The sequence below is a fragment of the Alteripontixanthobacter maritimus genome, from assembly GCF_003340475.1.
Classification (GTDB): Bacteria; Pseudomonadota; Alphaproteobacteria; order Sphingomonadales; family Sphingomonadaceae; genus Alteripontixanthobacter; species Alteripontixanthobacter maritimus.
Map to the genome: position 1 here is coordinate 2028983 of NZ_QBKA01000002.1, position 22590 is coordinate 2051572.

Genomic DNA, 22590 nt, shown 5'->3' on the forward strand with positions numbered 1-22590 from the left:
AATGCTCGCCTACGAGGCTATCCGTTGGCCGCAATACGTTCGGGCTTGCTGGCAGGCGAGCGGTCCATATCGTCGAGTTCCACGAAATCGCCCGCCACGAAAGGGCCGCAGCATTGGGCCACGGTGCCGTCGCTGCGCTGGCCCAGTTCCGCGCGCGGCGTCATGGCGAGGTCTTCAGGAGCGAGGATGCGGCCGTCATGCGACAGGATCGCGACCGGACCGATGGGCAGCATATCGCGCCGGTCAACCAGCACCGGATCTTCAGCAATGAAATCCATCCCGTATTTCTGGCCCCACTGCCGCAGCGCTACCATCGTGGGCAACAGGTCGAGCCCCTTCGCCGTCAGACGGTATTCGATGCGGCGGCGGTCGCCCTCGCACGGCTGGCGATCGAGAATGCCGTTGTTAACCAGCCGCCCCAGCCGGTTCGACAGGATATTGCGTGCAATGCCCAACTCGGTCAGGAATTCCTCGAAATGATGGAGCCCGTTGAAACTGGCGCGCAGGATCATGAAGGACCACCGCTCCCCCATCACTTCCAATGCTTGCGGCAGGCCGCATTCGGACAGTTCCGCCAGCGGTTCGCGTACTTGACCCATACCTTGTCTCCTGAGCCGAGCTTACCGTAACGTCATCCAAAGCCGAAACGAAAATTTCACAAGCGTTTACAATAGGCCGCGCGCGACGAGACCGGCCTCGAGCGCATCCGCATCCTTGAACAGATGCGTCTGCCATCCAGCCAGCGCGGCGGCGGTGATGTTGTCCGCGTTGTCATCAATGAAGAACATCCGCTCGCCCGCATGGCCGAACCGGCTTTCGGCGGCACGATAGATGGCGGGATCGGGCTTCGCCAGTTTCTCCCGGCCGGACACAAGGATATCGTCAAAAAGGTCCAGCGTGGGTTCGGTGGGGCGAAACACATCCCAGAACTCCGCGCCGAAATTGGTCAGGGCAAACAGGGGCACACAGCGTTGTTGCAAGCGGCGCACAAGTTCATGCGTGCCCTCCACCGGCCCGGGAATGGTTTCGAGGAAGCGGGCGCGATAGGCGTCGATCTGGTCGGCATAGCGAGGAAACTGGGCCTTGCGTTCCGCGATCATGGGATCGAGCGGACGGCCGGCGTCATGCTGGAAATGCCAGTCCTCTGTGACGACATTAGCAAGGAACCAGTCGAGTTCGCTTGTGTCGGGGATTAGCTTCGCAAACAGGACGCGGAGGTCCCATTGCACCAGAACGCGGCCGACATCGAAGACGACCGCGTCGATGGCTCCTGCAGTATCGGAGCCGTTCGTCATGTGGGGGAGCCGGACATCGCCGCCCGGCTACACCTTAACCCTGGCGTGCCTTGAAGCGGCGGTTCGTCTTGTTGATCACATAGGTGCGACCACGACGACGGATCACGCGGCAATCGCGATGGCGAGCTTTCAGCGACTTCAGGCTGTTGCGAACTTTCATGGGATTTCTCGTTCCGGTAAAATAGTTACGGCAGCGACAGATGGTGCCCGATGCCGGAAAATCAAGGCGCGCCACTATGGTGAAGCAAGCATCGAGTCAAGCGCGGATGGCGGTTCGGGGCGTCTTAAAACGCGTCAGGCGGCCGGTCGTGCGCTACGCCTAACACGGTTCTGCAGGGCCGGCATATCCTCACGCAAAGCGCCCAGCATCCGTTCCCATTGCAGGGCATGAAATACGATCGTGTCGAGATCGGCGTGGGCAGGTTTCCAGCCCAATTCGCGGGTAATCCGGCTATTGTCGGCCACCAGCGAATCGGGATCGCCCGCGCGCCGCGCCTCGTATTTACGCTGAACCACGGTATTGGTCTGCCGGTCGACCGCGTCCAGCACCTCGTTCACCGAAAACCCACGCCCGTAGCCGCAATTCAAAGTCATGGATCGTTCGGGCTGAGCGATCAGTGCCTCCAGCGCCAGCACATGAGCCTGCGCCAGATCGCTGACATGGATGTAATCGCGCACGCCGGTGCCATCGGGTGTATCGAAATCGGTGCCGAACACCGCCACGCCGTAACGCTTGCCCAGCCCTGCCTCGACCGCGACCTTGATGAGATGCGTCGCACCAGCGGTCGATTGTCCGCTGCGCGCATCGGGGTCCGCGCCCGCCACGTTGAAATAGCGCAATGCTGCATAATTCATTGAGGCAACAGATGCAGTATCAGCCAGCATTTGCTCCGTCATCAGCTTGGACCAGCCATAGGGGTTGATCGGCACGGTCGGCGTATCTTCGGTCACTCGCGCAACATCCGGCACGCCATACGTCGCCGCCGTGCTGGAGAAGATCATGTGCCGTACCCCGCCCGCCACGGCGCTGGCGATAAGCTGGCGGCTGCGTACTGTATTGTTGTCGTAATAGGCCAGCGGATCGGCGACCGAATCTGGGACCACGACACTGCCTGCAAAATGTAGGATCGCACCGATGCCAAGCTCGCGGATGATGCGCGCCACCAGTTCCGCATCGGCAATGTCGCCTTCGTAGAACGGTACGCCTGCAGGAACGGCGAAGCGGAACCCCGTTGCCAGATTGTCGATCACCGCAACCGGCCAGCCTGCATCGAGCAGGGCGAGCACGGCGTGACTACCAATATAGCCGGCACCGCCAGTCACCAGCACGGGGCATTTTGTATCCATGCGAAGCGCTATCACCCCAAATGGTAAACAGCCTGTTTATATCTGGCTTCGAGCAGTGCGATCCGGTTCGGCAGCCGATACCGGACACCCTTTGCCCGCCCATGCGTTGAATAGGGGACGAAGGAGATTACCAATGCAGATGAAGCGCCACCTTAAAGCCATCCTTGCCAGCGCCGCCGCGCTCGCCACTCTTTCAGCCTGCGCTACCGTGCCGCGCGCAGGGCCAGCGGAAGTCACTCGCTTCGTAGCGCCTGCCGCTACAGCGCAGCTGGGTCAGGGAACGATCTTTATCGAAACCGCGCCCGGGCTCGGGAATTCGGGTATGGAAATGGCTGCCTACAAGGCCGCCGTAGCGCGTGAACTTGCGGCGCAGGGCTACCGCGAAACCAGCCGCGCCGAAGCGGACCAGGTGGCCCAGGTCAGTCTAGAACGCGTCGTCAACGAACCGCTTACCGGCAGGCGCGGTCCCGTCAGCGTGGGCGTCGGCGGGTCCACCGGCAGCTATGGTTCCGGGGTCGGTGTCGGTGTCGGTATCAATCTGGGTGGCGGCGGGCCGAAAGATGTGGTCACAACGCGCCTCGGCGTGATGATCCGTGACAAGGCTGCCGGGACCTCGCTATGGGAAGGCCGCGCCGGATTTTTCGCCGATACGCGCAACGACCTTGCGCAGCCCGCGCGAAGCGCCGATGCGCTGGCCGACGCATTGTTCGAAGGCTTTCCCGGCCGCGACGGCGAAACGATCGAGGTAGACCTTCCCGAATGACCAATACGACAGACGCTGCGCAGACCGGCGACACAATCCACGTCGACGCCGCTTTCGACAGCGGCAATATCGAAGTTCTATCGGTCAGTGGTGCCACAGCAGTGCTGGCCTTGCGGAAGGATCATGCGTCGGAATTTCGCCAATGGTACCACTTCCGCGTTTCGGGCGCGGCTGGCCGCGAATTGGAACTGAAGATCACCGGACTGGAAGACAGCGCCTATCCCGCAGGTTGGCCGGGTTTCGACAGCTGTGTCTCGGAAGACCGGGAATATTGGGGCCGTGCATCATCCACTTATGACAAGGGCGAACAGAACGGCACGCTCACCATTCGCTACACCCCGGCCAGCGACATTGCATGGTTCTCCTACTTCGCACCCTATTCGATGGACCGGCATCATGATTTGGTGGCGGAAGCTGCTGCAAGCGAAGGCGTTGACTATCGCCGCCTTGGTTCCACGCTGGATGGCCAGCCGCTCGATTGTCTTTCCATGGGCGACGGACCGCTTTGTGTCTGGCTCTATTGCCGCCAGCATCCAGGGGAAAGCATGGCCAGCTGGTGGGCAGAAGGCGCGCTGGAATGCCTGACCGACCCGGCCGATACGGTCGGGCGCGTGTTGCGACAGAAATGCCGTTTCCATATTGTGCCCAATTGCAATCCCGACGGTTCGCAGCGCGGGCATCTTCGCACCAACGCGGCGGGCAGCAATCTAAACCGCGAATGGGAGAACCCCACTGCCGAGGCATCCCCGGAAGTGCTCGCCATTCGTAACGCGATGGACGAAGCCGGGGTCGATTTCGCGATGGACGTCCACGGCGACGAAGCCATTCCTGCGGTGTTTTTGGCAGGGTTCGAAGGCATCCCGTCGATGACCGACGAACTATATGACGGCTTCACAAGCTACCGCGCGATCCTGGAACGGCGCACGCCAGACTTCCAGACCGCGAAAGGCTATCCGGTTTCCAAACCCGGCACGGCCAATCTTTCGATGAGCACCAATCAGGTGGCCGAACGCTACAATGCGGTAGCCATGACCTTGGAAATGCCTTTCAAGGATAATGACGACGCGCCCGATCCCGAACAGGGATGGAGCCCCGAACGCAGCCGCGCGCTGGCAAGAGATTGCCTTGCCGCGTTGCTCGAATGGATCGAAGCGCGCTAGGCAAGTAGGCCCGGTGCAACGGGACGGGGGGAATTCGAATGTCACAAACGTCTTTGGGCGGCCGCACGATCTGGGGCCGTATCCTGGTTGTCGTATTACTGCTTTTCGCGGTGGCGGCACTCGCCTCACAGATCGACGGGGACCTGTGGTATGTCCGCCAGCTCGACATGATGCGCGAACCCACCATGTGGTTGTCGCTTATTCTGGCGATCGTTGCTCTCACAGCTGCGGCAGGTCAACGTATCTGGCTGGCGGTAGGTTTCGTCGCGGTGGCGCTGTTCCAGTTCGTGTCTATTTGGCCTTACACGCGGCTGGCAGGCACCGACGAACCCGAACAGGTCTATGCCGATGCGGATTGCTTCACCGCGCTTTCGCTGAACGTCTATCAGGACAACAAGGATCACCAGGCGGTGCTCGACCTGATTGCCGCGCAGGACCCCGACATCCTGTTGCTGATGGAAACGAACAAGCGTTGGCTGGACGCCATGCAGCCTGCGCTGGCGGGTTACCCGCACGTGCTGTCCGAACCGTTGGAAAACACATACGGCCTGATCTTCGCCAGCCGCATTGCGGTCGACCGGATGCAGACGGTGGATAATACCGAGGCTGAAACGCCCACTCTTTATTCCCTGCTCACCCATTCCAATGGCGGCCGTTTTGAATTTATCGGCCTGCATCCACGCCCGCCACTGCCGGGGCAGGATACCGCCGCGCGTGACAAATCGATCCTGATGGCCGGTATGGACACGCGCCTGCCGGACGTGCTGGTGATGGGCGACTTCAACGACGTGCCATGGTCCCATACGACATCGCAGTTTCGCGAAGGTGGGGGTTATCGCGATCCGCGTGCCGGTCGGGGGAGCTTCCCGACCTTTCCTGCGAACTACGCCTTCATCGGCTGGCCGCTCGACCATGCATTCGCGAAGAACGGTGTGACTATCCGCGATTATTCCGTTCTCAACAATGTCGGGGCCGACCACCTGCCCGTTATGGTGACCGCGTGCGTCCCATCCTCCGCACCAACCGAACCGCTCGGCTCACCGGAAGCAGAGCGCGGCAATGTCTCCAAATCCTCCGATGAAGGGGACGGCAAGGGCACCGGTGTAACCGACGCAGCGGAGCAGGACGCTCCGGAACCGGACGCGACTTCGCCATCACCTGCTGCCGACCGCCCTTCGCAGGACGTGTCCGAACGCTATGATTCGCCGGCTGAGAGGCCTGCTAACACGCCGCTCCCTGACCCGTCAGTCAGCGCGGATGACGAGGCTGTCCGGCCCGAACGCGTGAGGGAGCAAATGCGAGAGCAGTAGGCGCTGAGGCCCATCCGGCGAATCCGTGATTACGGCCGGATCGGAGCTATCTAGCGAAGCCAGTTCGTGTAGAACTTGACGACACCTGCCACACGGCTGGACAGTCTGACACTCGTCCGCGCCCGCAACCGCGACTGCGACCAGCCCACCACGCCTTCCTGAGGCAAGCGCAGCGCCCACCGCAAGCGTTTCGGCGCAAAGCGACAGCCCATAGCTCGCATTCTCGACATTGGCGGCCGTCACGATCTCGCCATCGGAAAAGAGCAGCGCGGCCCCGACCCTGAACCCGGAATAGGGCGCGTAGGCTGTCGCTGCCGATGCACGAGCCGCTGACAGGAGGCTGGCAGGTTCGACACCAAGCGTGCTGCTCATGGCCGCACCACGACCCAACGCAGCGGTTCGTCCGCCGCGTCGCTGCGCAGCGCGGTATTGGCGGTCCATAACAGCCATGGCCGCCCCGCATATTCCGGTTCGAACCGCGTACGCGTCAACCACAGGTTCCGGTCCATCCGGGCGGCAAGACCGTATTGCTCCTCGAAGGCGGGGGACACTTTCAGAATCACGCTTTGCCCCGCATGGTTCTCAATCTGGTTGACCAGCGTCATCACTTCGCTTTCGATCGCCGCATCACTAACCCGTTCCTCGCAGGACGCACCCGTCGTATCGAGCGACAGCACGGGTGGCAGCAAGTCCGCATCGCGCGGCACCATGGTCACGAAGTTTGCAGACTGGCCATCGGCCATCACGCACGGGTCGAACCGGTGCACTGCCCCCACCCGCATCCTGGCAGCGCGGGCCGCTTCGAACCGGTTGGCGAAGCGCGCATTCTGTCCCTCAGCACCATCGCTCGCTTCGAGATAGACGAACTGCGCTCCGAGCGCGCGTGCGGTGCGGAAATTTACCGCTCCGTCGCTATCGCCCACCAACATTCCCTGCTCCGCGAACAAGGCTTCATCGGGCCGCCAGTTCTGGGTGTCCCACCAGAACCAGCCTGCCGCAGCAGTCAAGGCGAGCAGGAGCAGAGCGCCCAGCTTCATCGCCCAACCGGAGCAGGCCGTTTTGCTGGTTCCAACACGCTTGTGGCGGATAGGTTTTCTTGCTGCCATGATGTTCGCGCGCGTCCTGCCGATCAGCCGCGAATATGCAGCACGCAGATGAGCGTGAACAGCCGCCTTGCAGTGGCAAAATCCGTTTCCACCTTGCCCTCCAGCCGCTCCATCAACAGCTCCGCCGCGCGGTTGTGTACGCCGCGCCGCGCCATATCGATGGTTTCGATCTCTGCTGCAGTTGCCTTGCGTATCGCCTGGTAATAGCTGTCACAAATGGCAAAATATTCGCGGATCGGACGGCGGAAGCGGGCCAGCCCGATAATCAGCGTTTCCAGTATGTCGCCATGACCTTCACCGGCCCCGTCACCAGTGCCGGAAGAGCCATCGGCAATCATCATCGCCAGCCGTCCGTCCTGCACTGCCAGTTGCAGCCGGTAAGGCCCGTCATGCCCCGCAGCCGCCGCGCGCACTGGCTTAAACGTGTTCTCCTCGATCAGATCGAAGATTGCGATCCGACGTTCCTGTTCGACATCGGCGTTGCGCCACAGGATCGTCTCCTCGTCGAGGGCGATGTGGGCAATACGCCACGTATCTTTGAAAGGGATTTCCGAACCGGACATGGGCTGCCGCTTGTGCAGGTGCGAAGGGATGCGGGCAAGTCTTTCCACATGGCGTGGATAAATGCTGGCTCCGTCCGTCGCCTTCGGCCCTTGCCCCGGGCGGCGCGACCCCGCATTTAGCGTGGCATGAGCGATTCCGATGTCATCGAACGGCCCGTAGCCGAAACGCCCGACGCGCAGGGCAAGGGCGGCAACACGGATGTACCGGGCCGCGCCCTGCCCTCCAATATCGAGGCGGAAGCCGCGTTTCTGGGTGCGGTGCTGATCGACAACCGCGTGATCGAGGAATTGCCGACCCCGATTCGCCCCGAGCATTTCTTCGAACCCGTCCATCAGCGCGTTTATGAACGCATTCTGGTGCTGCTCGACCGAAATGCGGTGGTTACGCCGGTTACGCTCAAGCCCTATTTCGAGGCCGACGATGCGCTCAAGGCGCTTGGCGGAATTACCTATTTGGCCCGCTTGACGGCCGATGGACAAGGATTGTTGCAGCCACGCGAACTGGCCGAACAGATTTACGACCTCGCATTGCTGCGCGAACTGGTCAGTGTGGGCCGCAACCTTGTGGAAGGCGCGTTCGACACATCCGAAAGCGTGGCGCCGATGGAACAGATCGAACAGGCCGAAGCCAGCCTGTTCCAGGTCGCGGAAGGCGCGGCGTCCGGCACCGAGGCCTCAACCTTCGGCCAGGCGACAACCAAGGCGCTGGGCATGATCGAAATGGCGATCAATTCCGGCGGCAACATCGCCGGCAAAACCACCGGGCTCACCAGTATCAACGACAAGATCGGCGGCCTGCACGATTCCGACCTCATCATCCTGGCGGGGCGCCCGGGCATGGGGAAGACCTCGCTTGCCACCAACATCGCCTATAACTGCGCCTCCCGCCTGCTGCGCGACAAGCGAGACGGTATCGCTGAAGCGGAATCGGTGGGGGCCGGGACGGCGTTTTTCAGCCTGGAAATGAGCGCCGACCAGCTTGCCACGCGTATCCTATCTGAACAGGCCGGCATTTCGGGTGAGGCACTGCGGATGGGCAAGATCAGCCGCGACGATTTCCAGAAACTGAGCTTTGCCAGCCAGGAACTGGCCGAATTGCCGCTATATATCGACGATACCCCCGCGCTTACCATCGGTGCGTTGCGCACCCGCGCCCGGCGGCTGAAGCGCAAGCATGATATCGGCCTGATTGTGGTCGATTACCTACAATTGTTGCAAGGGTCCGGCCGCGCGAACGACAACCGCGTAAACGAAATCTCGGAGATTTCGCGCGGGCTAAAAACGCTGGCGAAGGAGCTGGAACTGCCGGTCATCGCGCTTTCTCAGCTAAGCCGTGCGGTAGAGCAGCGCGAAGACAAGCGCCCGATGTTGTCGGATTTGCGCGAGTCCGGCTCTATCGAACAGGACGCGGATATGGTCTGGTTCGTCTTCCGCGAGGATTACTACATTGCCAGCCGCGAACCTAAGGTCCCGCAAAGCGACGACGACATGGCCACGCACGAGGCGCACGCGACCTGGCAGGCGGAAATGGAGCGGGTCTATGGCCTCGCCGAACTGATCGTGGCCAAACAGCGCCATGGTTCCACCGGCAAGGTGCGGATGCGGTTCGAGCCCAAAATTACGAAGTTCAGCGACTTGGCAGACGACGAACGACAGGCTTACGACTGACGTATCACAGACCCAGGTTCAGCCGCCGGCTGATGTTGTAATCCAACCCTGAAACGAGCAGCCAGCCGAGGTTCCAGCGCACCCTGTTCCACAATGTGGCGCGGCGGCGGTGGCGTTCGGGTGTAATCTCGCGTGACGCGGCAATGTGGTCCGAAACGAATTCGCGCATCCGCCTCGCCAGCGCGGGATCGTCCAGCCGCAGCATGATTTCCAGATTGAGATAGAGGCTTCGCATGTCGAAATTGGCGCTGCCGAGATACACCGCATTGTCCACCACCACGAGCTTGGTATGCAGTTTGCACGGTTCGAATTCCCAGATCTTCGCGCCTTCGCTCAGGAGATAGTGATAAAGCGACCGGGTCGCACCCAACGTAGCGTTGTTGTCGGACTTCCCGGCCATCAGCAGCCGCACCTCGCCACGCCGGGCAATCGCGCCGATGCGCTTCATGAACTTTTTTGGCGGGCTGAAATAGGCCATGAACAGGTCGAGCCTGCTCGCCCGGTCGAAATCGTCCCGGACGCGCTGCGCCCATGTGCTCAGGCCTCTTGTCGGACCTCCAACCAGCCAGCTGGCCTTGTTATCGGTTCCGCCGGTCCACACCCAGTCATCCGCCGTATCGCGGATTTCGCTGAAATGACCTTCACCGTCATCGGTCCAGTCGTGCAATTTGGCGAACCATTTGACCAGACCTTCGACAGCCGTCCCTTCCAGATGCACGCCGATGTCGTTCCAGCCATTCTTGTTTGGCGGGTTGAAGTAATCGTCCTCGATATTGAAGCCACCGAACATGGCGCGACTGTCGTCCGCGATCGCCATTTTCTGATGGTTGCGGATCAGATAGCGGTGGGTCCATTTGGAACTGAAGCTGAAATGTCGTCCGCCTGCATCGGTATAGGGGGCAAAGAATTCGTCGGTTGCCGGCGATCCGAACCGGTCGGTTATCAGCACACAATTGACACCGCGCGCAGCAGCCGCGACCAGCTCGTCGCGCAAAGCGGTGCTGACTTCATCCTCCGCAAAAATATAGAAACATAGCTTGAGCGAGGTTTGGGCATTGCGGACCAGCTCAATCAGCGCATTGCGCCGATCCTCGCCTGCCGGATAGAAACGCAGCGATTGTCCTTGAGATTCAAAATCGAACGGTTCTGGATCGCGGTAATCGTTCGCTGTTGCCGCGGCCTCGCCTTCGGTCGTTTCAAGTGTCCCCATGGGGTGACCTTTTGGCGGCGGTGGCCGAACTGCGCAAGTCGCTGGGAACGCGGCCGGAGACACGCCCGCAAACATAGCGGAAAATCTTGACTTTTGGCGGCACGGGCCGTAATGGCCGCCTTCACGTTCTCCTTATCAAACCTGCATTTTACGGAGTGCCCTTATGGCGCGCGTTACCGTCGAAGATTGTGTCGACAAGATTCCCAACCGTTTCGACCTCGTTTTGCTTGCGGCCCAACGGGCACGCGAGATTTCTGGTGGTGCCGAACTCAACGTGGACCGGGACCGGGACAAGAACCCCGTCGTGGCGCTGCGTGAAATCGCGGAACAGACGTTGAAGCCCAAGGAACTGATGGAATCGGTGGTCACTGGCCTGCAGAAGATCCTGCCCGACGATGATGACGATATCGATGAAATCGGTTCGCTGAGCCAGTCGGCAGAAGCCTTGCGGATTACTGCGTCGGCCCCGACCCGCTCCACCAGCGTGGGTGCCGATTACGACGGCTGAGGCAGCTTCACGGTAGCTATGAAAAAGGGCCGCTCCGTTCACCGGAAGCGGCCCTTTTCGTATCTATGGCAAAGTCGGCGTTATTTGCTGCGGCCGGTTTCTTCCTGCAGCGCGTCGATAGTCTTGGACGCTTCAGCCTTGGTAAGATCGGTATCGAACGCTTCCGGCTCGTCCGCTTCTTCGCTCAGCGTCTTGAGGTAACTTGCCTGTGCGCCGGTCATCTTCTCGTCGCCTGTGGTCCAATTGTCCGGATCCTTTACCGCGTTAGAGGTCGGCTCGGACTTGGGATGTTCGTTCGGGGTCGTGGCAGTCATGTGAATTCTCCTTTGCCCAATCAACACACTTGTTCTTCTAATGTTCCAGCTGCATGTGTAATTTTGATCTTGCCGTCAGCCATCTCGACCGACGGCTTTGCCTTCGCTACAATCTTCCGCGAAGGGCGGATTGCATGAACGGGTTCTTCGGATGAGCGATCTTGGGGAAGCAGCCGGGGCCATGGCAACCGGAGGGTTGGTCGCACGTGCGGTCGAGCCCGCAGCGGGCGGAACGGCGCAGGGCGCGGACGGTGACACGGTAACCGTCGGTCATACCGGTGAAGCGGCCTGCCTCAATTGCCGCACACCGCTAGCTGGCGCGCATTGCCACCATTGCGGCCAGAAGGCGCATTTGCATCGGACCCTTGGCGCATTCTTCCATGATCTGGTCCATGGCGTGCTACATTTTGAAGGCAAGTTGTGGCGCACACTCCCAGTATTGGCCTGGCAACCGGGGAAGCTGACGCGCAATTACATCGACGGACAGCGCGCGCGGTACATCTCGCCCATCGCGCTGTTCCTGTTCACCATCTTCATCACCTTCGCGCTGATTAGCCTGTTTGGTGGCGTTGGAAACTTCGACAACGGTCCTGATATCGCCACCGAACCCGAAGTCATCGAAACGGTGGCCGAGATCGATCGACGGGTGGCGAGCAAACAGGAAACCTTAACCGATCCCGACATCAGCGAAGGCTATGCTGCCGAACTTCGGGAGGAAATAGCAACGCTGAAGGAGGAGCGCGTCTTTTTCGCCAAGCTCGCAGGCATGTACGAAACAGGCGAAATACCGCAGGATGAAGAATTGGTGGTGGCGGACAGCACGCCCGGAAATATCGTGGATTCGATCAACGATGCCTGGAAGAAGGCCAAGGAAAACCCCGATCTGCTCGTCTACAAACTGCAGACCAATTCATACAAGCTGAGCTGGCTGCTGATACCGCTCAGCCTGCCGTTCATATGGTTGCTGTTCCCCTTCAGCCGCAAGTTCCGGATGTACGATCACACGGTGTTTGTGACCTACTCGATCGCTTTCATGACCTTTCTGGCGATTATCATGACCGCGCTTGGCGCGACCGGTTGGGGACCTTTGGTGCTGCTACCCATGCTGTATGCACCGTTTCACCTGTATCGCCAGTTGAAGGGCACATACGGTTTGAGCCGGTGGGGCGCGACCTGGCGGATGCTGGTGCTGTCCGTCTTTATCTGGATCGTCATCAGTCTGTTCATAACGATCATGACGGTGCTGGTCGTCAGCTGATTAGCTGCAAGGGTACTCCGTCACCAGCACCTCTCTCCAAGCTTTCTTCAGCGTCATCGTTTTGCGTCGGCTTTCGGGTATGGCGCCGAGGCGGCTGATGATGAAAGGGACATCGATACCCTTTTTCCGGGCGGCAGCCGGGACGCAGTAAAGCGGCTTGCCCGCTTTGGTAGCGACCTCGTTGGCAGCCTTCACAGTCTCGGCTGCGTCCTTGATCTGCGCCATGCGGGGTTTGGTCCGTTTGTCGAACATGGCGCGCATGCCCTTTGCATTCAATTCCTTGGCGTCGCGGTAAAATTCGTCCGCGTTCGCATCGCCTGGCGCAGCGGTAAGCGGAGCGGCAAGCAGCGCAGTGCCTGCGGCGATAACCAGAAAATTGAACCGTTTACGCACGGAATTGCCCTCCCCTAAATGACCGCCTGTCACCTAGCCGGCGGCGATGAACGCACACTGACGACACTTCGCACGCTAATCACAGACAAACGAACGGGGCGCGTTCCAGCTGGAACGCGCCCCGCAAAATCGTCTTGCGACCTTTTAATGCGAACCCGTCAGGCCCCAGCCGGCGCACCTTCGTCGGAGCCGCCGAACCGTTTGCCCGCCTTTGGAATAGACGACCCGCCCACCGGACGCGCTACGGGTCCGCTCGGTTCATCGGGGCGTTCCAGCTTGCCGGTTTCCATCAGCTCGTCGATTTCCTTGCCGGTCAGCGTTTCATATTCCAGCATGGCCAGCGCGAGCACGTGGAGCTTGTCTTCCTGCCCTTGCAACACGTCGGTTGCCCGCTTGTGCGCGTCGTCGACCAACTTGCGAATTTCGCTGTCGATCAGCTTGTTCGTTTCTGCCGAGCCCATCGTGCGGCTGGTTTGACCCATGCCGAGATAGCCTTCCTGCTGCTCTTCATATTGCAGCGGGCCAAGCTTGTCCGACATGCCCCATTTGGTAACCATGTTGCGCGCCAGATTGGTGGCATACTGAATATCGGACGATGCGCCCGAACTCACCTTGTCATGGCCGAAGATGATTTCTTCCGCCACGCGGCCGCCCATCGCCACGGCAAGGTTCGCGTGCATCTTGTCGCGGTGGTAGGAGTAATTGTCCCGTTCCGGCAGGCGCATCACCATGCCCAGCGCACGTCCGCGCGGGATGATGGTAGCCTTATGGATAGGGTCCGACGCCTCTTCGTTCAGCGAGACGAGCGCATGGCCTGCCTCGTGATAAGCGGTCATCTTCTTCTCGTCGTCGGTCATGACCATCGAACGGCGTTCGCTGCCCATCATCACCTTGTCCTTGGCGTCCTCGAACTCGCGCATGGCGACCAACCGCTTGTTACGACGGGCGGCAAGCAGCGCCGCCTCGTTCACCAGATTGGCGAGATCGGCGCCGGAGAAGCCGGGCGTACCACGCGCGATGGTGCGCGGGTTAACGTCGGGCGCGAGCGGCACCTTCTTCATGTGCACGTCGAGGATCTTCTCGCGCCCCTCGATATCAGGGATCGGCACAACGACCTGACGGTCGAAGCGGCCGGGACGCAGCAGGGCCGGGTCCAACACGTCGGGACGGTTGGTGGCCGCGATGATGATGATGCCTTCATTGGCCTCGAACCCGTCCATCTCGACCAGCAGCTGGTTCAGCGTCTGCTCGCGCTCGTCGTTCGAATTGCCAAGACCGCCACCGCGCGAACGGCCGACCGCGTCGATCTCGTCGATGAAGACGATGCACGGCGCGTTCTTCTTGGCCTGCTCGAACATGTCGCGCACGCGGCTTGCACCTACGCCGACGAACATTTCAACGAAGTCCGAACCGGAAATGGTGAAAAACGGCACACCGGCCTCGCCTGCGATTGCGCGGGCCAGCAGTGTCTTACCGGTACCGGGAGAACCGACCAGCAATGCGCCTTTGGGAATCTGTCCGCCGAGCTTGGAAAACCGCGACGGGTCTTTCAGAAATTCGACGATTTCCTCAAGTTCTTCGCGCGCCTCGTCGATGCCAGCGACATCGGCAAAAGTGACCTTGCCTTGCTTTTCAGTGAGCATCTTGGCCTTGGACTTGCCGAAGCCCATCGCGCCGCCCGCGCCGCCGCCTTTTTGCACCTGACGCAATGCGAAAAACGCAATACCGAGGATCAGCAGGAATGGCAGGGTCTGCAGGAGAATAGCGCCGAACAGGCTCATTTCCTCTCGCGGAGCGCCGGAATAGGTCACGCTGTTCTGCTCAAGCAGCCCGGTCAATTCGGTATCGCTGGCGACCGGCACGGTGACGAAGGGTTCCTTGTCCTTCAGCACACCGGTGATGCGGTCTGGCGCGATCTGCACTTCTTCCACCTGGCCAGCCGCAACCTTGTCGCGGAAATCGGAATAGCGGATGGTGTTGCCCGCCTGCTGCTGCCCGCCATTGAACAGCGAAACCGCCAGCATAAGGGCGACGAAAATACCGCCCCATACCATCATGCTTTTAATCCAGGGGTTTGGGCCGCCCTGTCCGGGTTCGTTCGAATCGTTCTGGTCGTTCATGTCAGCAGGAACCTTTCACCCTGCCAATGTAGGATACCCCCTCTGAATGACAAGCTAACGCGCCGATGCGAAAGAGCGCGTCGACAGGGCGGCGAAGGTGTCCCCCTCGCCGCCCTGTTTGGCAGTCTGCCAAAGGAACTCCGCTAGACCGCAGGCCGCCGCGCATACCAGCCAAAGCCGGCGATGATGGCGTAACAGATTGCCGGTATCGCCATGGCCAGATAGAGGCTGCCCGAAACATCGGCCAGCATCCCCGTCAGCAGCGGGATGACCGCGCCGCCGAAGATGGCGACATTGATGATGCCAGATCCATCCGCCGCACGGCTTCCCAGCTTCTCGCAGGCGAGGCTGAAGATGGTCGGGAACATGATTGAATTCATCAGACCAATGGCCAGCAGACTGTAACCCGAAAGCTCACCTGTCGTGTTGGTGGACACCAGAAGCAGCGTAATCGCCCCGATGGCAACGAAAGCCAGCAGCTTGCCCGGGCTGACCACGCGCAGCAGGCCCGAACCAATGAAGCGGCCAATCATCGCGCCACCCCAATACAGACCAATCAACGGGCCTGCACGTGCTTCGGTCAGGCCCATCACACCGGGCTGCATTAGATAGTTCACAATGATCGAACCGATCGACACTTCCGCGCCAACATACAGGAAGATGCACAACGCCCCGTAGCCGAAGCGGGGACGTTTCAGGAGGTCCGCACCACCCAGTCCCGTGCTGGGTTCATGCCGCTCCCCCTTCAGCTTGTTGCGGAACATCCATACCACTGTCGCCACGATGGCAAGCATGATGGCGATGCCGATGTAACCTGTCACAATCGCCTGGCTGCCAGCCGTGCGATAGGCGTCCAGCTCGGCACCAGACAGATCTTCCGCCTTCAGACTGGCAATGCTGCCAAGGATCAGAATTGATCCTGCAATCGGGAAAATGGTGGTGCCAAACGAGTTGAATGCCTGCGCGAAGGTGAGCCGGCTATGGGCCGTTTGCGCCGGGCCGAGCAGCGAAATTAGCGGGTTCGCCACGACCTGCACCAGCACCACACCGCTAGCGAGTACGAACAGGGCAAACAGGAACAAGGCATAGGTTGCGGTCTGGCTGGCCGGAATGAACAGCAGGCAGCCGACCATCATTACCAGCAGGCCGGTCACCGCGCCGCGCATATACCCGATTTTCTTCACCAGCTTCGCGCCCGGAATGCCAATCACCAGATAGGCGGTGAAGAAGCAGAACTGGACCAGCATCGCCTGCGTGAAGTTGAGCGTGAAAAGCTCCTTCAGCTTCGGAATGATGACATCGTTGAGCGAGGTGATTCCGCCAAAGATGAAGAACAGCGCGAAGACGAACCCCTGCAGCCCCGGCGCGTTTATGCCGCTGCCTTCCTGCTCTATGGGTAGCGGGTCTGTGCTCGACGATACCTCGGGTGCCAGCGCCATGAATTATCCTCCCAAATAACTTCTTTTATTTTTAAGTTCGCGTCAGAACGGTCCGTTGCAGCCAGCCGCGGGTGGTTGGCTCACGATCCGCGCGCTGGCGAGCTCCAGCACCAACGGGGTGGACGATTCCAGCATGATCCGGTCGAGGCCGGAATCGCTTTGCGTACCTGTATCGAAGCAGCGGAGCGGCACCGAGATGGTCCGGAACCCCTTCTGCGCTGCAAGTGCCAACGTCGGTGCAAGGTCGATCCCGGTGGCCCCTTCGCGCCCGCTTTTCAGAATGACCGCGCCTTCCGGGCGGGCATCCAGCTTGACCAGCATCTCCAGCGCCTGATCCGCCGTGTCCTCGACCCCTGCGAAATCGAGCTGCAGGGTTGCAGGGCCCGTCCATGTAAGACGCCGCGCATCTTCCTGCGCGGTCCGGTCGAAACCTGCCGCAACGAAATTCCCGCCCCCGCTGCTACCGACGAGGTTGACCAGCGCGCTGGTCACTCCGCCGTCGATGACGGTCGCGGTGGCGAGTTGGTCGAGGCCGCGGTCGAACAAACGCACTTCACCGGCAGCGCCTGCGACCGCGTCGCTGCACGTATCAGGCAAAGTACCGACTTGCGGTACATTGGCGTAGGTGTAGCCGGTGCCCAGCGGGAACAGCGGCGTACCGCGTCCGCCGCAACTGTTGGGCCAAGGGAACGATAGCCTGCCGGTAAAGCCGCGCGGTGTTTTCCCATCACGCCTCGCGATCAGCACGTCGGCAATACCGTTGGCCTGCGTGCCCGGCAGCCATGCGGCCACAAAAGCATCGGATGCGTTCATTTCGGGATTGGTGAACATCGGACGGCCCGACAGGAACACCGATACGGTCGGCACACCCTTGGCCCGGATGGCTTCAAGCGATGCAAGATCGGTTGCGCTGGCGGGCTGGTAATCCAGCGTCGCCACATCGCCCTGAAATTCTGCATAAGGCGTTTCGCCATACACCACGATGGCCACATCGGGTTTCTGCTTGAAAGACCCGTCCTCGCTCAGCACAGCCGTACCGCCTGCGGCACCGGTGGCGGCGTCCAGCGCCTGCCAGATGGTCTGGCCATTGGTGAAGTCTTCGGACGTGACATCCGCGCCCTGCCAGCTTACCGTCCAGCCGCCCGATTGCATGGCCATGCTGTTTGCACCCGGCCCGGTCACCATGACGCGCGCGCCGGGCTTGATCGGCAAAACGGAACCGTTGTTCTTTAAGAGGACGAGCGATTTCGCCACCGCCTCGCGTGCAAGGTCGAGATGTTCCTGTTTGCCGACGGTTGCATAGGGTGCCGTGTCGCGCATCGGGTTGTCGAGCAGGCCAATCTTGGCCTTCACCCGTAGGATCCGTCGCACCGCATCATCCAGCCGCGCCACCGGGATCGTGCCGTTTTGCGCCTGTTCCAGCGTGTTGGCATACAGGTCTTTCCAGCTGTCGGGCGCCATGAACATGTCGAGCCCGGCATTGATGGCCTGCGCGCAATCCGTCGCCTCGCAGCCGCGCACCTGCCCGTGGCCGTTCCAGTCACCCACCAAGAACCCGTCGAAGCCCATGCGATCTTTCAGAACGTCGGTCAGCAGGGTCTTGTTGCCGTGATGCTTGACCCCGTTCCAGCTGGAAAAACTGGCCATCGCTGTCAGTACCCCGGCCTCGATCGCAGGCGGATAACCGGCATTATGGATGCGGACGAGTTCCGCCTCGTCCATTTGCGCGTCGCCCTGATCCTTCCCGCCAGCGGTCCCGCCATCGGCGAGGAAGTGCTTCGCGGTGGCAGCGACCTTGTTTGCGGGCAACATGGCGCGGCTTTCGATCTGACCCTGCAACCCTTCGACCATAGCGGCGGAATAGGCCGCGACTATGGCTGGATCGGAACTGTACCCCTCATACGCCCGGCCCCAGCGCAAATCCTGCGGCACGGCCAGCGTCGGCGCGAAGGTCCACTCGATGCCGCTGGCGGCCACTTCCGCAGCCGTTGCGGCGCCGATGCGGCGGATCATGTCGGTATCGCGCGCGGCGCCAAGGCCGATATTATGCGGGAAGATCGTAGCGTTCGGAATGTTGTTGTGGCCGTGCACGGCATCGATCCCGAAGATCAGCGGAACCGGCGTTCCGCCGCCATCGTAGGACAGGCCGGCTGCGCGGAATTCGCGCACCATCCGGTCCCAATCAGCTGCGCTCCCGCGTTCGTCGCCATAAGGTCCGCTGTTGCCGCCAGCCAGTAGCGAGCCGAGCGGAAAGGTCTTGAGGTCTGCTGGCGAGATCGAGCCGATGTCGGCTTGGATCAGCTGGCCGACCTTCTGTTCCAGCGTTAGGCCGGCAATGATACCGGTAATGCGCGCTTCGGTCGCCGTGTCGGTCAGCGCATCGGGACTGTCCGCATTGGGCCAGTTACCGGGATTGGCCCGGGCTCGTTCAGGCGTAACCATCGTAACGACAGCATCGGCCCGCGCCGTCGTTGCGGCTGCATCGGCGGCGTCCATCGCCGGGTTCGACATCGTGGCACAGCCCGCCAATCCGATCGCCGAAACGCAGGTGCCCATACCTGCCAGAACGTTTCTGCCGAATACCCGCTTCATAATCCGCCGCCCATCGCTTGTTAACGTTATCAAACGTGTGTGACGCACCCAACGAAGCTTTGCAACCCGCTTCTGGCGCACGGTGTGGGTTACGCTTGTTCTGGTGCGACCTGGACAGGTGCATAGGGTGCCGGAGCAACTCGCGGCGCGGTTGCCAATAGCAGCGCCGCAGCACCACACAGCATGGCCAGCAACGCCAGCAATCCGCTGAAGCCGAACAGCGGCACGAGGGTTAGCACCAGCCACGGCATCACCAGCGACGGGCCGGAATTCGTGAGATTGAAAACACCCATATCGCGCCCTCGGCGGGCCGGATCGGGTAACACCCGAAGGGTCTGGCTGGTATGGAGCGACAGGAACGCTGCCGCCGGCACGCCGAACAGGACATAGCTTGCGATGGCCTGCGCCGGGCTTTGCGCCAACGCCATTAAGGCAAGGCCGGCTGCAGCGACAAGCGCGCACACAGCCAGCGGCAGGATCGGCCGATCGCGCCGGTCGATCCAGCGTCCTGTAAAAAGCGCCAACGGTACCGCTACGATCAGCACAGCCGACAATACCTGCGCCGTGCCCCGCTCGTCGAGGGATGGATCGATGGAGGCGAACCACAGCAACGCGTATGCAAACAAGGCCGCTTCGCAAATCTGGACCAGCAACCGCGCCAGCCACATCCGCACCACGATCTGCTTGCGCTGCGGAGGAACCGCAGACCGTGCACCGCGCACAGCATGCGGTTCGAGAGCGGCTATGTGTTTCGGTCTCCCGAAAAGCAGTACCGGCATTACGCAGCCCGCCACCATCAGGGCCACGGCGATAAGCCGGGCGCCGAAGCCGTCCAGCACTGCTGCAAATCCGCTGAAAGTCACAATGGCACCCGACAGCGCGCCCAGTGCCGGTGCCACCGACAGCAATCCCCCCAGCAACCCCTTCTGCCGGTCCGGAACGCAATCGCCGGCCCATGCAAACAGGGGCCCCAACATCATGTTAAGGGCGATCTGCCAGCAACAAATCAATATCAGGAGCTGCATGAATCCGGTCGCATAGGGCATCGCGACCAGAAGCCCGCCAGAAAGGACCAGCCCGGCCCAGATATAGCCGCGCCGGCCGCCTGTAAGATCGCTCGCCCAGCCAAATGCGATATTGGCAATGCTGGCGCAAATCGCACCGGCAAAGGTCAGGTAGGCGATCCAGCTGACTCCCGCATCGCTTGCAAGGTCCATTATCCGGCCCGGCAAAAGTAGGGTGAGGAGCGGCGCGTAAGCAATCGAACCGCCGGCCACGGCCAGCGCGTAAAGTAGCAAGAAGCGCGTGCGCTGCCGACCCCTATGACCAGCCTCAGCGGTCATAATGGCCCGTCGAACCGCACCCGTTCTGCATCACGTCCCGCTCTTGCGCCTGGTGGTGGCACTGGCCGGTGGCGCGGTAGAGGCGCGCAGCACCAATTTCGAAGGAATATCGATTGGGCTGTCCGGCCTCTTCGCGCCCCGCTTCGCCGCGATGATCAGTTCCACTGCACGGCTGGTGGTTTCCGCCACAGGTTGATCGATCGCTGTCAGGGGGGGGTTGGCCAGTGCTGCAATAGGCGTGTTATCGAAACTGATAACGGACAGATCGCCTGGCACGGCCAGCTCGCGTTCCTGTGCGACTTCCAGCACCGAGATTGCCATGTGATCGTTGCTGGCCAGGATAGCGGTCGGCGGGTCGGCCAGATCGAGCAGCTGCAACGCCGCGATCCGGCCCGAAGCGGGGCTGAAATCACCCTGCGCGCTAAGTCCTTCAGCCGATAATTCAGCCTCGTCCATTGCGGACCGCCAGCCATTCTCGCGCCAACGGGACAGCACGTAATCGTCCGGCCCCTTTATAAAACCGATGCGCTCGTGCCCCAGGTCTATCAGATGCTGAGTGGCGTTACTGGACGCCTGCGTATCCCCCATGATGAGCGGGATGCCGCCTGCCGAACCCCCTTCTCCGCCGGACGATCCGATCTGCGCGAATGGAATGCCGTATTCGTCCAGCAGGCCGACGATCAGCGGATTGTCGGAATGCGGCGGGGTGAGGATCACGCCATCCGGCTGCAGCGCGGCAATGGCAGCCTTGAGTTCGCGCTCGACATGATCGTTATGCGTATCGACCAGTTCGAAAATCATGCGGTAGCCATGTTCGGCACACTTTAGCATTCCGCCCAGCAGCATCTGGTCGACCCAGTCGCTGCCCTGCCGGGATTGCCATTCGGCAATGGTGCGCTCGCGGTCGTTCAGGGCCAGGATCAGGTATGAACGCGATCCGCTCATCCGCTGCGCTGCAATGGAAGGATGATAGCCCAGCCGGTCGATGGATTCCTGCACGCGCGCCTGCATTTCAGGGCGGACGTTGGGTTCCTTGTTGATAACGCGGCTGACGGTCTGCATCGACACGCCCGCATCGGCCGCCACGTGCTTGATCGTTACCGCCTGCCTGCGCCGCGCCATGGTTTCAGTTGCCTTCGTCCCGGGCGCAGGCGGCCCCAGTTGCGGGATCGGCGGCGCATTGCCAGACGCGCACATAGTCGATCGCGAAACGTTTGGGAAAGCCTTCTGGCGAAACACCTTTCAACCCGCGTTCTTCGGGCAGGCCCCCACCGATCGCGAGGTTGAGGATCAGGTGAAAATCCTGGTCGAACGGCGCGTTTGGCGCGTCGGTCGCCGTGGTTGACCAATCCGCAGCGGTCTTGCTGGCGAACGATACGCCGTCCACCGCCCACAGAAAGTGCCCCTCCCGCCAGATTACCGTGTAGGTGTGAAACTCGTCGATGGATCCAGCCAGCGGAGCTTCGGTGCTGTCGAGCAGATTATCAGGCCATGCGCCGCCGAAATGCAGCGTGCCCAGCACGGTATTTTCCTTTCCGCCCGGACATTTTGCGCAAGGAACGCCCCAATTGACCGCTTCCATGATGTCGATCTCGCCCGACATCGCCCAACTGCCATAGACATTGTCTTCAGGCAGCATCCAGATGGCGGGCCATGTGCCCTGCCCCTGCGGCAGCTTGGCGCGCACGTCGATCCGACCATATTTCCAGGCAGCCTTGCCCTTGGTGACCATCCGGGCAGAACTGTATGGCTGCGTCCGAGTTGCGATTTTCTTAGCCGCGGTGTCCTGCAGGTATGGCGGGAAGGCCGGGCCTGTCGTATCGCCCTTACGAGCCACGATGTTGAGGATACCATCCGCCACGAATGCGTTGCGCGCATCATCGGTATAGCACTGGCGTTCGTCATTACCGCCGCCCCAACAATCCACGTCGAAACTCCATTTGGCAGCATTGATCGCGGTCCCGTCGAACTCGTCCGACCAAACCAGTGTCCAGCCATCCTGCGGCGGCATGGCGATTGCGGCAGGCAACTCGGGTTGCGGTGCGGCGGAGATGGCGGTCTCACCACCGTTACCCCCCCTGCCCACGCCGCATCCCGTGGTCATCGCAGCCAGCGTTACTGTTGCGAATATCGTTTTTGCAAAACGCATCGGTTCACCTCCCGGGTGCGGCCATCCTTGGCGCGCTTGTCAGTTCAACGAA

At 61.2% G+C, this 22590-nt stretch carries 22 protein-coding genes; 6 read left to right on the top strand and 16 right to left on the bottom strand.

Features of this window, described 5'->3' with window-relative positions; translation table 11 throughout:
* Nucleotides 1-17: 17 nt before the first annotated feature.
* From HME9302_RS10075 to galE, 4 genes are all read right to left on the bottom strand, one after another.
* Complete coding sequence (locus HME9302_RS10075) at nt 18-599, bottom strand: winged helix-turn-helix transcriptional regulator (protein WP_115366904.1); 582 nt, start codon at nt 597-599, stop codon at nt 18-20.
* Nucleotides 600-665: 66 nt separating this feature from the next.
* The gene (locus tag HME9302_RS10080; protein WP_115366905.1) at nt 666-1295 is read right to left on the bottom strand and encodes an HAD family hydrolase; all 630 of its coding nucleotides are present in this window, start codon (nt 1293-1295) and stop codon (nt 666-668) included.
* Nucleotides 1296-1329: 34 nt separating this feature from the next.
* Complete coding sequence (gene ykgO, locus HME9302_RS10085) at nt 1330-1455, bottom strand: type B 50S ribosomal protein L36 (protein WP_115366906.1); 126 nt, start codon at nt 1453-1455, stop codon at nt 1330-1332.
* Nucleotides 1456-1589: 134 nt separating this feature from the next.
* On the bottom strand, nt 1590-2642 hold the full coding sequence (galE, locus tag HME9302_RS10090; protein ID WP_115366907.1) for a UDP-glucose 4-epimerase GalE: 1053 nt from the start codon (nt 2640-2642) through the stop codon (nt 1590-1592).
* Between the two features lie 139 nt (nt 2643-2781).
* Between galE and HME9302_RS10095 the strand changes: the two genes are divergently transcribed.
* The 3 genes from HME9302_RS10095 to HME9302_RS10105 are packed head-to-tail and all read left to right on the top strand — an operon-like array spanning nt 2782 to nt 5875.
* Complete coding sequence (locus HME9302_RS10095; RefSeq protein WP_115367667.1) at nt 2782-3405, top strand: DUF4136 domain-containing protein; 624 nt, start codon at nt 2782-2784, stop codon at nt 3403-3405.
* Entirely contained in the window at nt 3402-4565 is a 1164-nt protein-coding gene (locus HME9302_RS10100; RefSeq protein ID WP_115366908.1) for a M14 family metallopeptidase, read from the top strand. The genes HME9302_RS10095 and HME9302_RS10100 overlap by 4 nt, the downstream gene beginning before the upstream one ends.
* Before the next feature lie 38 nt (nt 4566-4603).
* The gene (locus HME9302_RS10105; RefSeq protein ID WP_115366909.1) at nt 4604-5875 is read left to right on the top strand and encodes an endonuclease/exonuclease/phosphatase family protein; all 1272 of its coding nucleotides are present in this window, start codon (nt 4604-4606) and stop codon (nt 5873-5875) included.
* Here HME9302_RS10105 and HME9302_RS10110 read toward each other — a convergent pair.
* Genes HME9302_RS10110 through HME9302_RS10120 form a run of 3 tightly spaced genes read right to left on the bottom strand, consistent with a single transcriptional unit; the run spans nt 5810 to nt 7544 of the window.
* Nucleotides 5810-6325 (bottom strand): cytidine deaminase, encoded by a 516-nt coding sequence (locus HME9302_RS10110; protein WP_326833164.1) that lies wholly within the window; start codon nt 6323-6325, stop codon nt 5810-5812. The genes HME9302_RS10105 and HME9302_RS10110 overlap by 66 nt on opposite strands.
* Nucleotides 6244-6981, bottom strand: a complete 738-nt coding sequence (locus tag HME9302_RS10115) for a glycoside hydrolase family 25 protein (RefSeq protein ID WP_115366911.1) — start codon at nt 6979-6981, stop codon at nt 6244-6246. The genes HME9302_RS10110 and HME9302_RS10115 overlap by 82 nt, the downstream gene beginning before the upstream one ends.
* 23 nt (nt 6982-7004) lie before the next feature.
* Nucleotides 7005-7544 (bottom strand): UPF0262 family protein, encoded by a 540-nt coding sequence (locus HME9302_RS10120; RefSeq protein ID WP_115366912.1) that lies wholly within the window; start codon nt 7542-7544, stop codon nt 7005-7007.
* A gap of 126 nt (nt 7545-7670) precedes the next feature.
* On the opposite strand from HME9302_RS10120, the gene HME9302_RS10125 reads away from it, so the two are divergent.
* The gene (locus tag HME9302_RS10125) at nt 7671-9212 is read left to right on the top strand and encodes a replicative DNA helicase (protein ID WP_115366913.1); all 1542 of its coding nucleotides are present in this window, start codon (nt 7671-7673) and stop codon (nt 9210-9212) included.
* A 4-nt stretch (nt 9213-9216) separates the two neighbouring features.
* On the opposite strand, the gene HME9302_RS10130 is transcribed toward HME9302_RS10125, so the two are convergent.
* A complete protein-coding gene (locus HME9302_RS10130) occupies nt 9217-10422 on the bottom strand; it encodes a phospholipase D-like domain-containing protein (RefSeq protein ID WP_181815739.1) in 1206 nt (401 codons plus the stop codon).
* A 163-nt stretch (nt 10423-10585) separates the two neighbouring features.
* On the opposite strand from HME9302_RS10130, the gene rpoZ reads away from it, so the two are divergent.
* Nucleotides 10586-10930, top strand: coding sequence for a DNA-directed RNA polymerase subunit omega (rpoZ, locus tag HME9302_RS10135; RefSeq protein WP_115366915.1), 345 nt, complete (start codon nt 10586-10588; stop codon nt 10928-10930).
* Nucleotides 10931-11010: 80 nt separating this feature from the next.
* Here the strand turns inward: rpoZ and HME9302_RS10140 are convergent, their stop codons facing one another.
* Nucleotides 11011-11244: a DUF3072 domain-containing protein gene (locus HME9302_RS10140; protein WP_115366916.1), complete on the bottom strand. Its 234-nt coding sequence runs from the start codon at nt 11242-11244 to the stop codon at nt 11011-11013.
* A gap of 151 nt (nt 11245-11395) precedes the next feature.
* Between HME9302_RS10140 and HME9302_RS10145 the strand changes: the two genes are divergently transcribed.
* Nucleotides 11396-12502 (top strand): DUF3667 domain-containing protein, encoded by a 1107-nt coding sequence (locus HME9302_RS10145; protein ID WP_115366917.1) that lies wholly within the window; start codon nt 11396-11398, stop codon nt 12500-12502.
* Here HME9302_RS10145 and HME9302_RS10150 read toward each other — a convergent pair whose 3' ends face one another.
* The 7 genes from HME9302_RS10150 to HME9302_RS10180 form a co-directional block, all read right to left on the bottom strand.
* Nucleotides 12503-12895, bottom strand: coding sequence for a hypothetical protein (locus HME9302_RS10150; RefSeq protein WP_115366918.1), 393 nt, complete (start codon nt 12893-12895; stop codon nt 12503-12505).
* A 158-nt stretch (nt 12896-13053) separates the two neighbouring features.
* Entirely contained in the window at nt 13054-15015 is a 1962-nt protein-coding gene (gene ftsH / locus HME9302_RS10155; RefSeq protein WP_115366919.1) for an ATP-dependent zinc metalloprotease FtsH, read from the bottom strand.
* Between the two features lie 143 nt (nt 15016-15158).
* Complete coding sequence (locus HME9302_RS10160; RefSeq protein WP_115366920.1) at nt 15159-16454, bottom strand: sugar MFS transporter; 1296 nt, start codon at nt 16452-16454, stop codon at nt 15159-15161.
* 42 nt (nt 16455-16496) lie between these two features.
* Nucleotides 16497-19046, bottom strand: a complete 2550-nt coding sequence (locus HME9302_RS10165; RefSeq protein WP_230079960.1) for a glycoside hydrolase family 3 protein — start codon at nt 19044-19046, stop codon at nt 16497-16499.
* Nucleotides 19047-19135: 89 nt separating this feature from the next.
* The gene (locus HME9302_RS10170; RefSeq protein WP_115366921.1) at nt 19136-20389 is read right to left on the bottom strand and encodes an MFS transporter; all 1254 of its coding nucleotides are present in this window, start codon (nt 20387-20389) and stop codon (nt 19136-19138) included.
* A 30-nt stretch (nt 20390-20419) separates the two neighbouring features.
* Nucleotides 20420-21511 carry a LacI family DNA-binding transcriptional regulator gene (locus HME9302_RS10175; protein WP_115367669.1) on the bottom strand — a complete coding sequence of 364 codons (1092 nt, stop codon included), beginning with the start codon at nt 21509-21511 and terminating at the stop codon, nt 20420-20422.
* 4 nt (nt 21512-21515) lie between these two features.
* On the bottom strand, nt 21516-22538 hold the full coding sequence (locus HME9302_RS10180) for a glycoside hydrolase family 16 protein (protein WP_230079961.1): 1023 nt from the start codon (nt 22536-22538) through the stop codon (nt 21516-21518).
* Between the last annotated feature and the right edge of the window lie 52 nt (nt 22539-22590).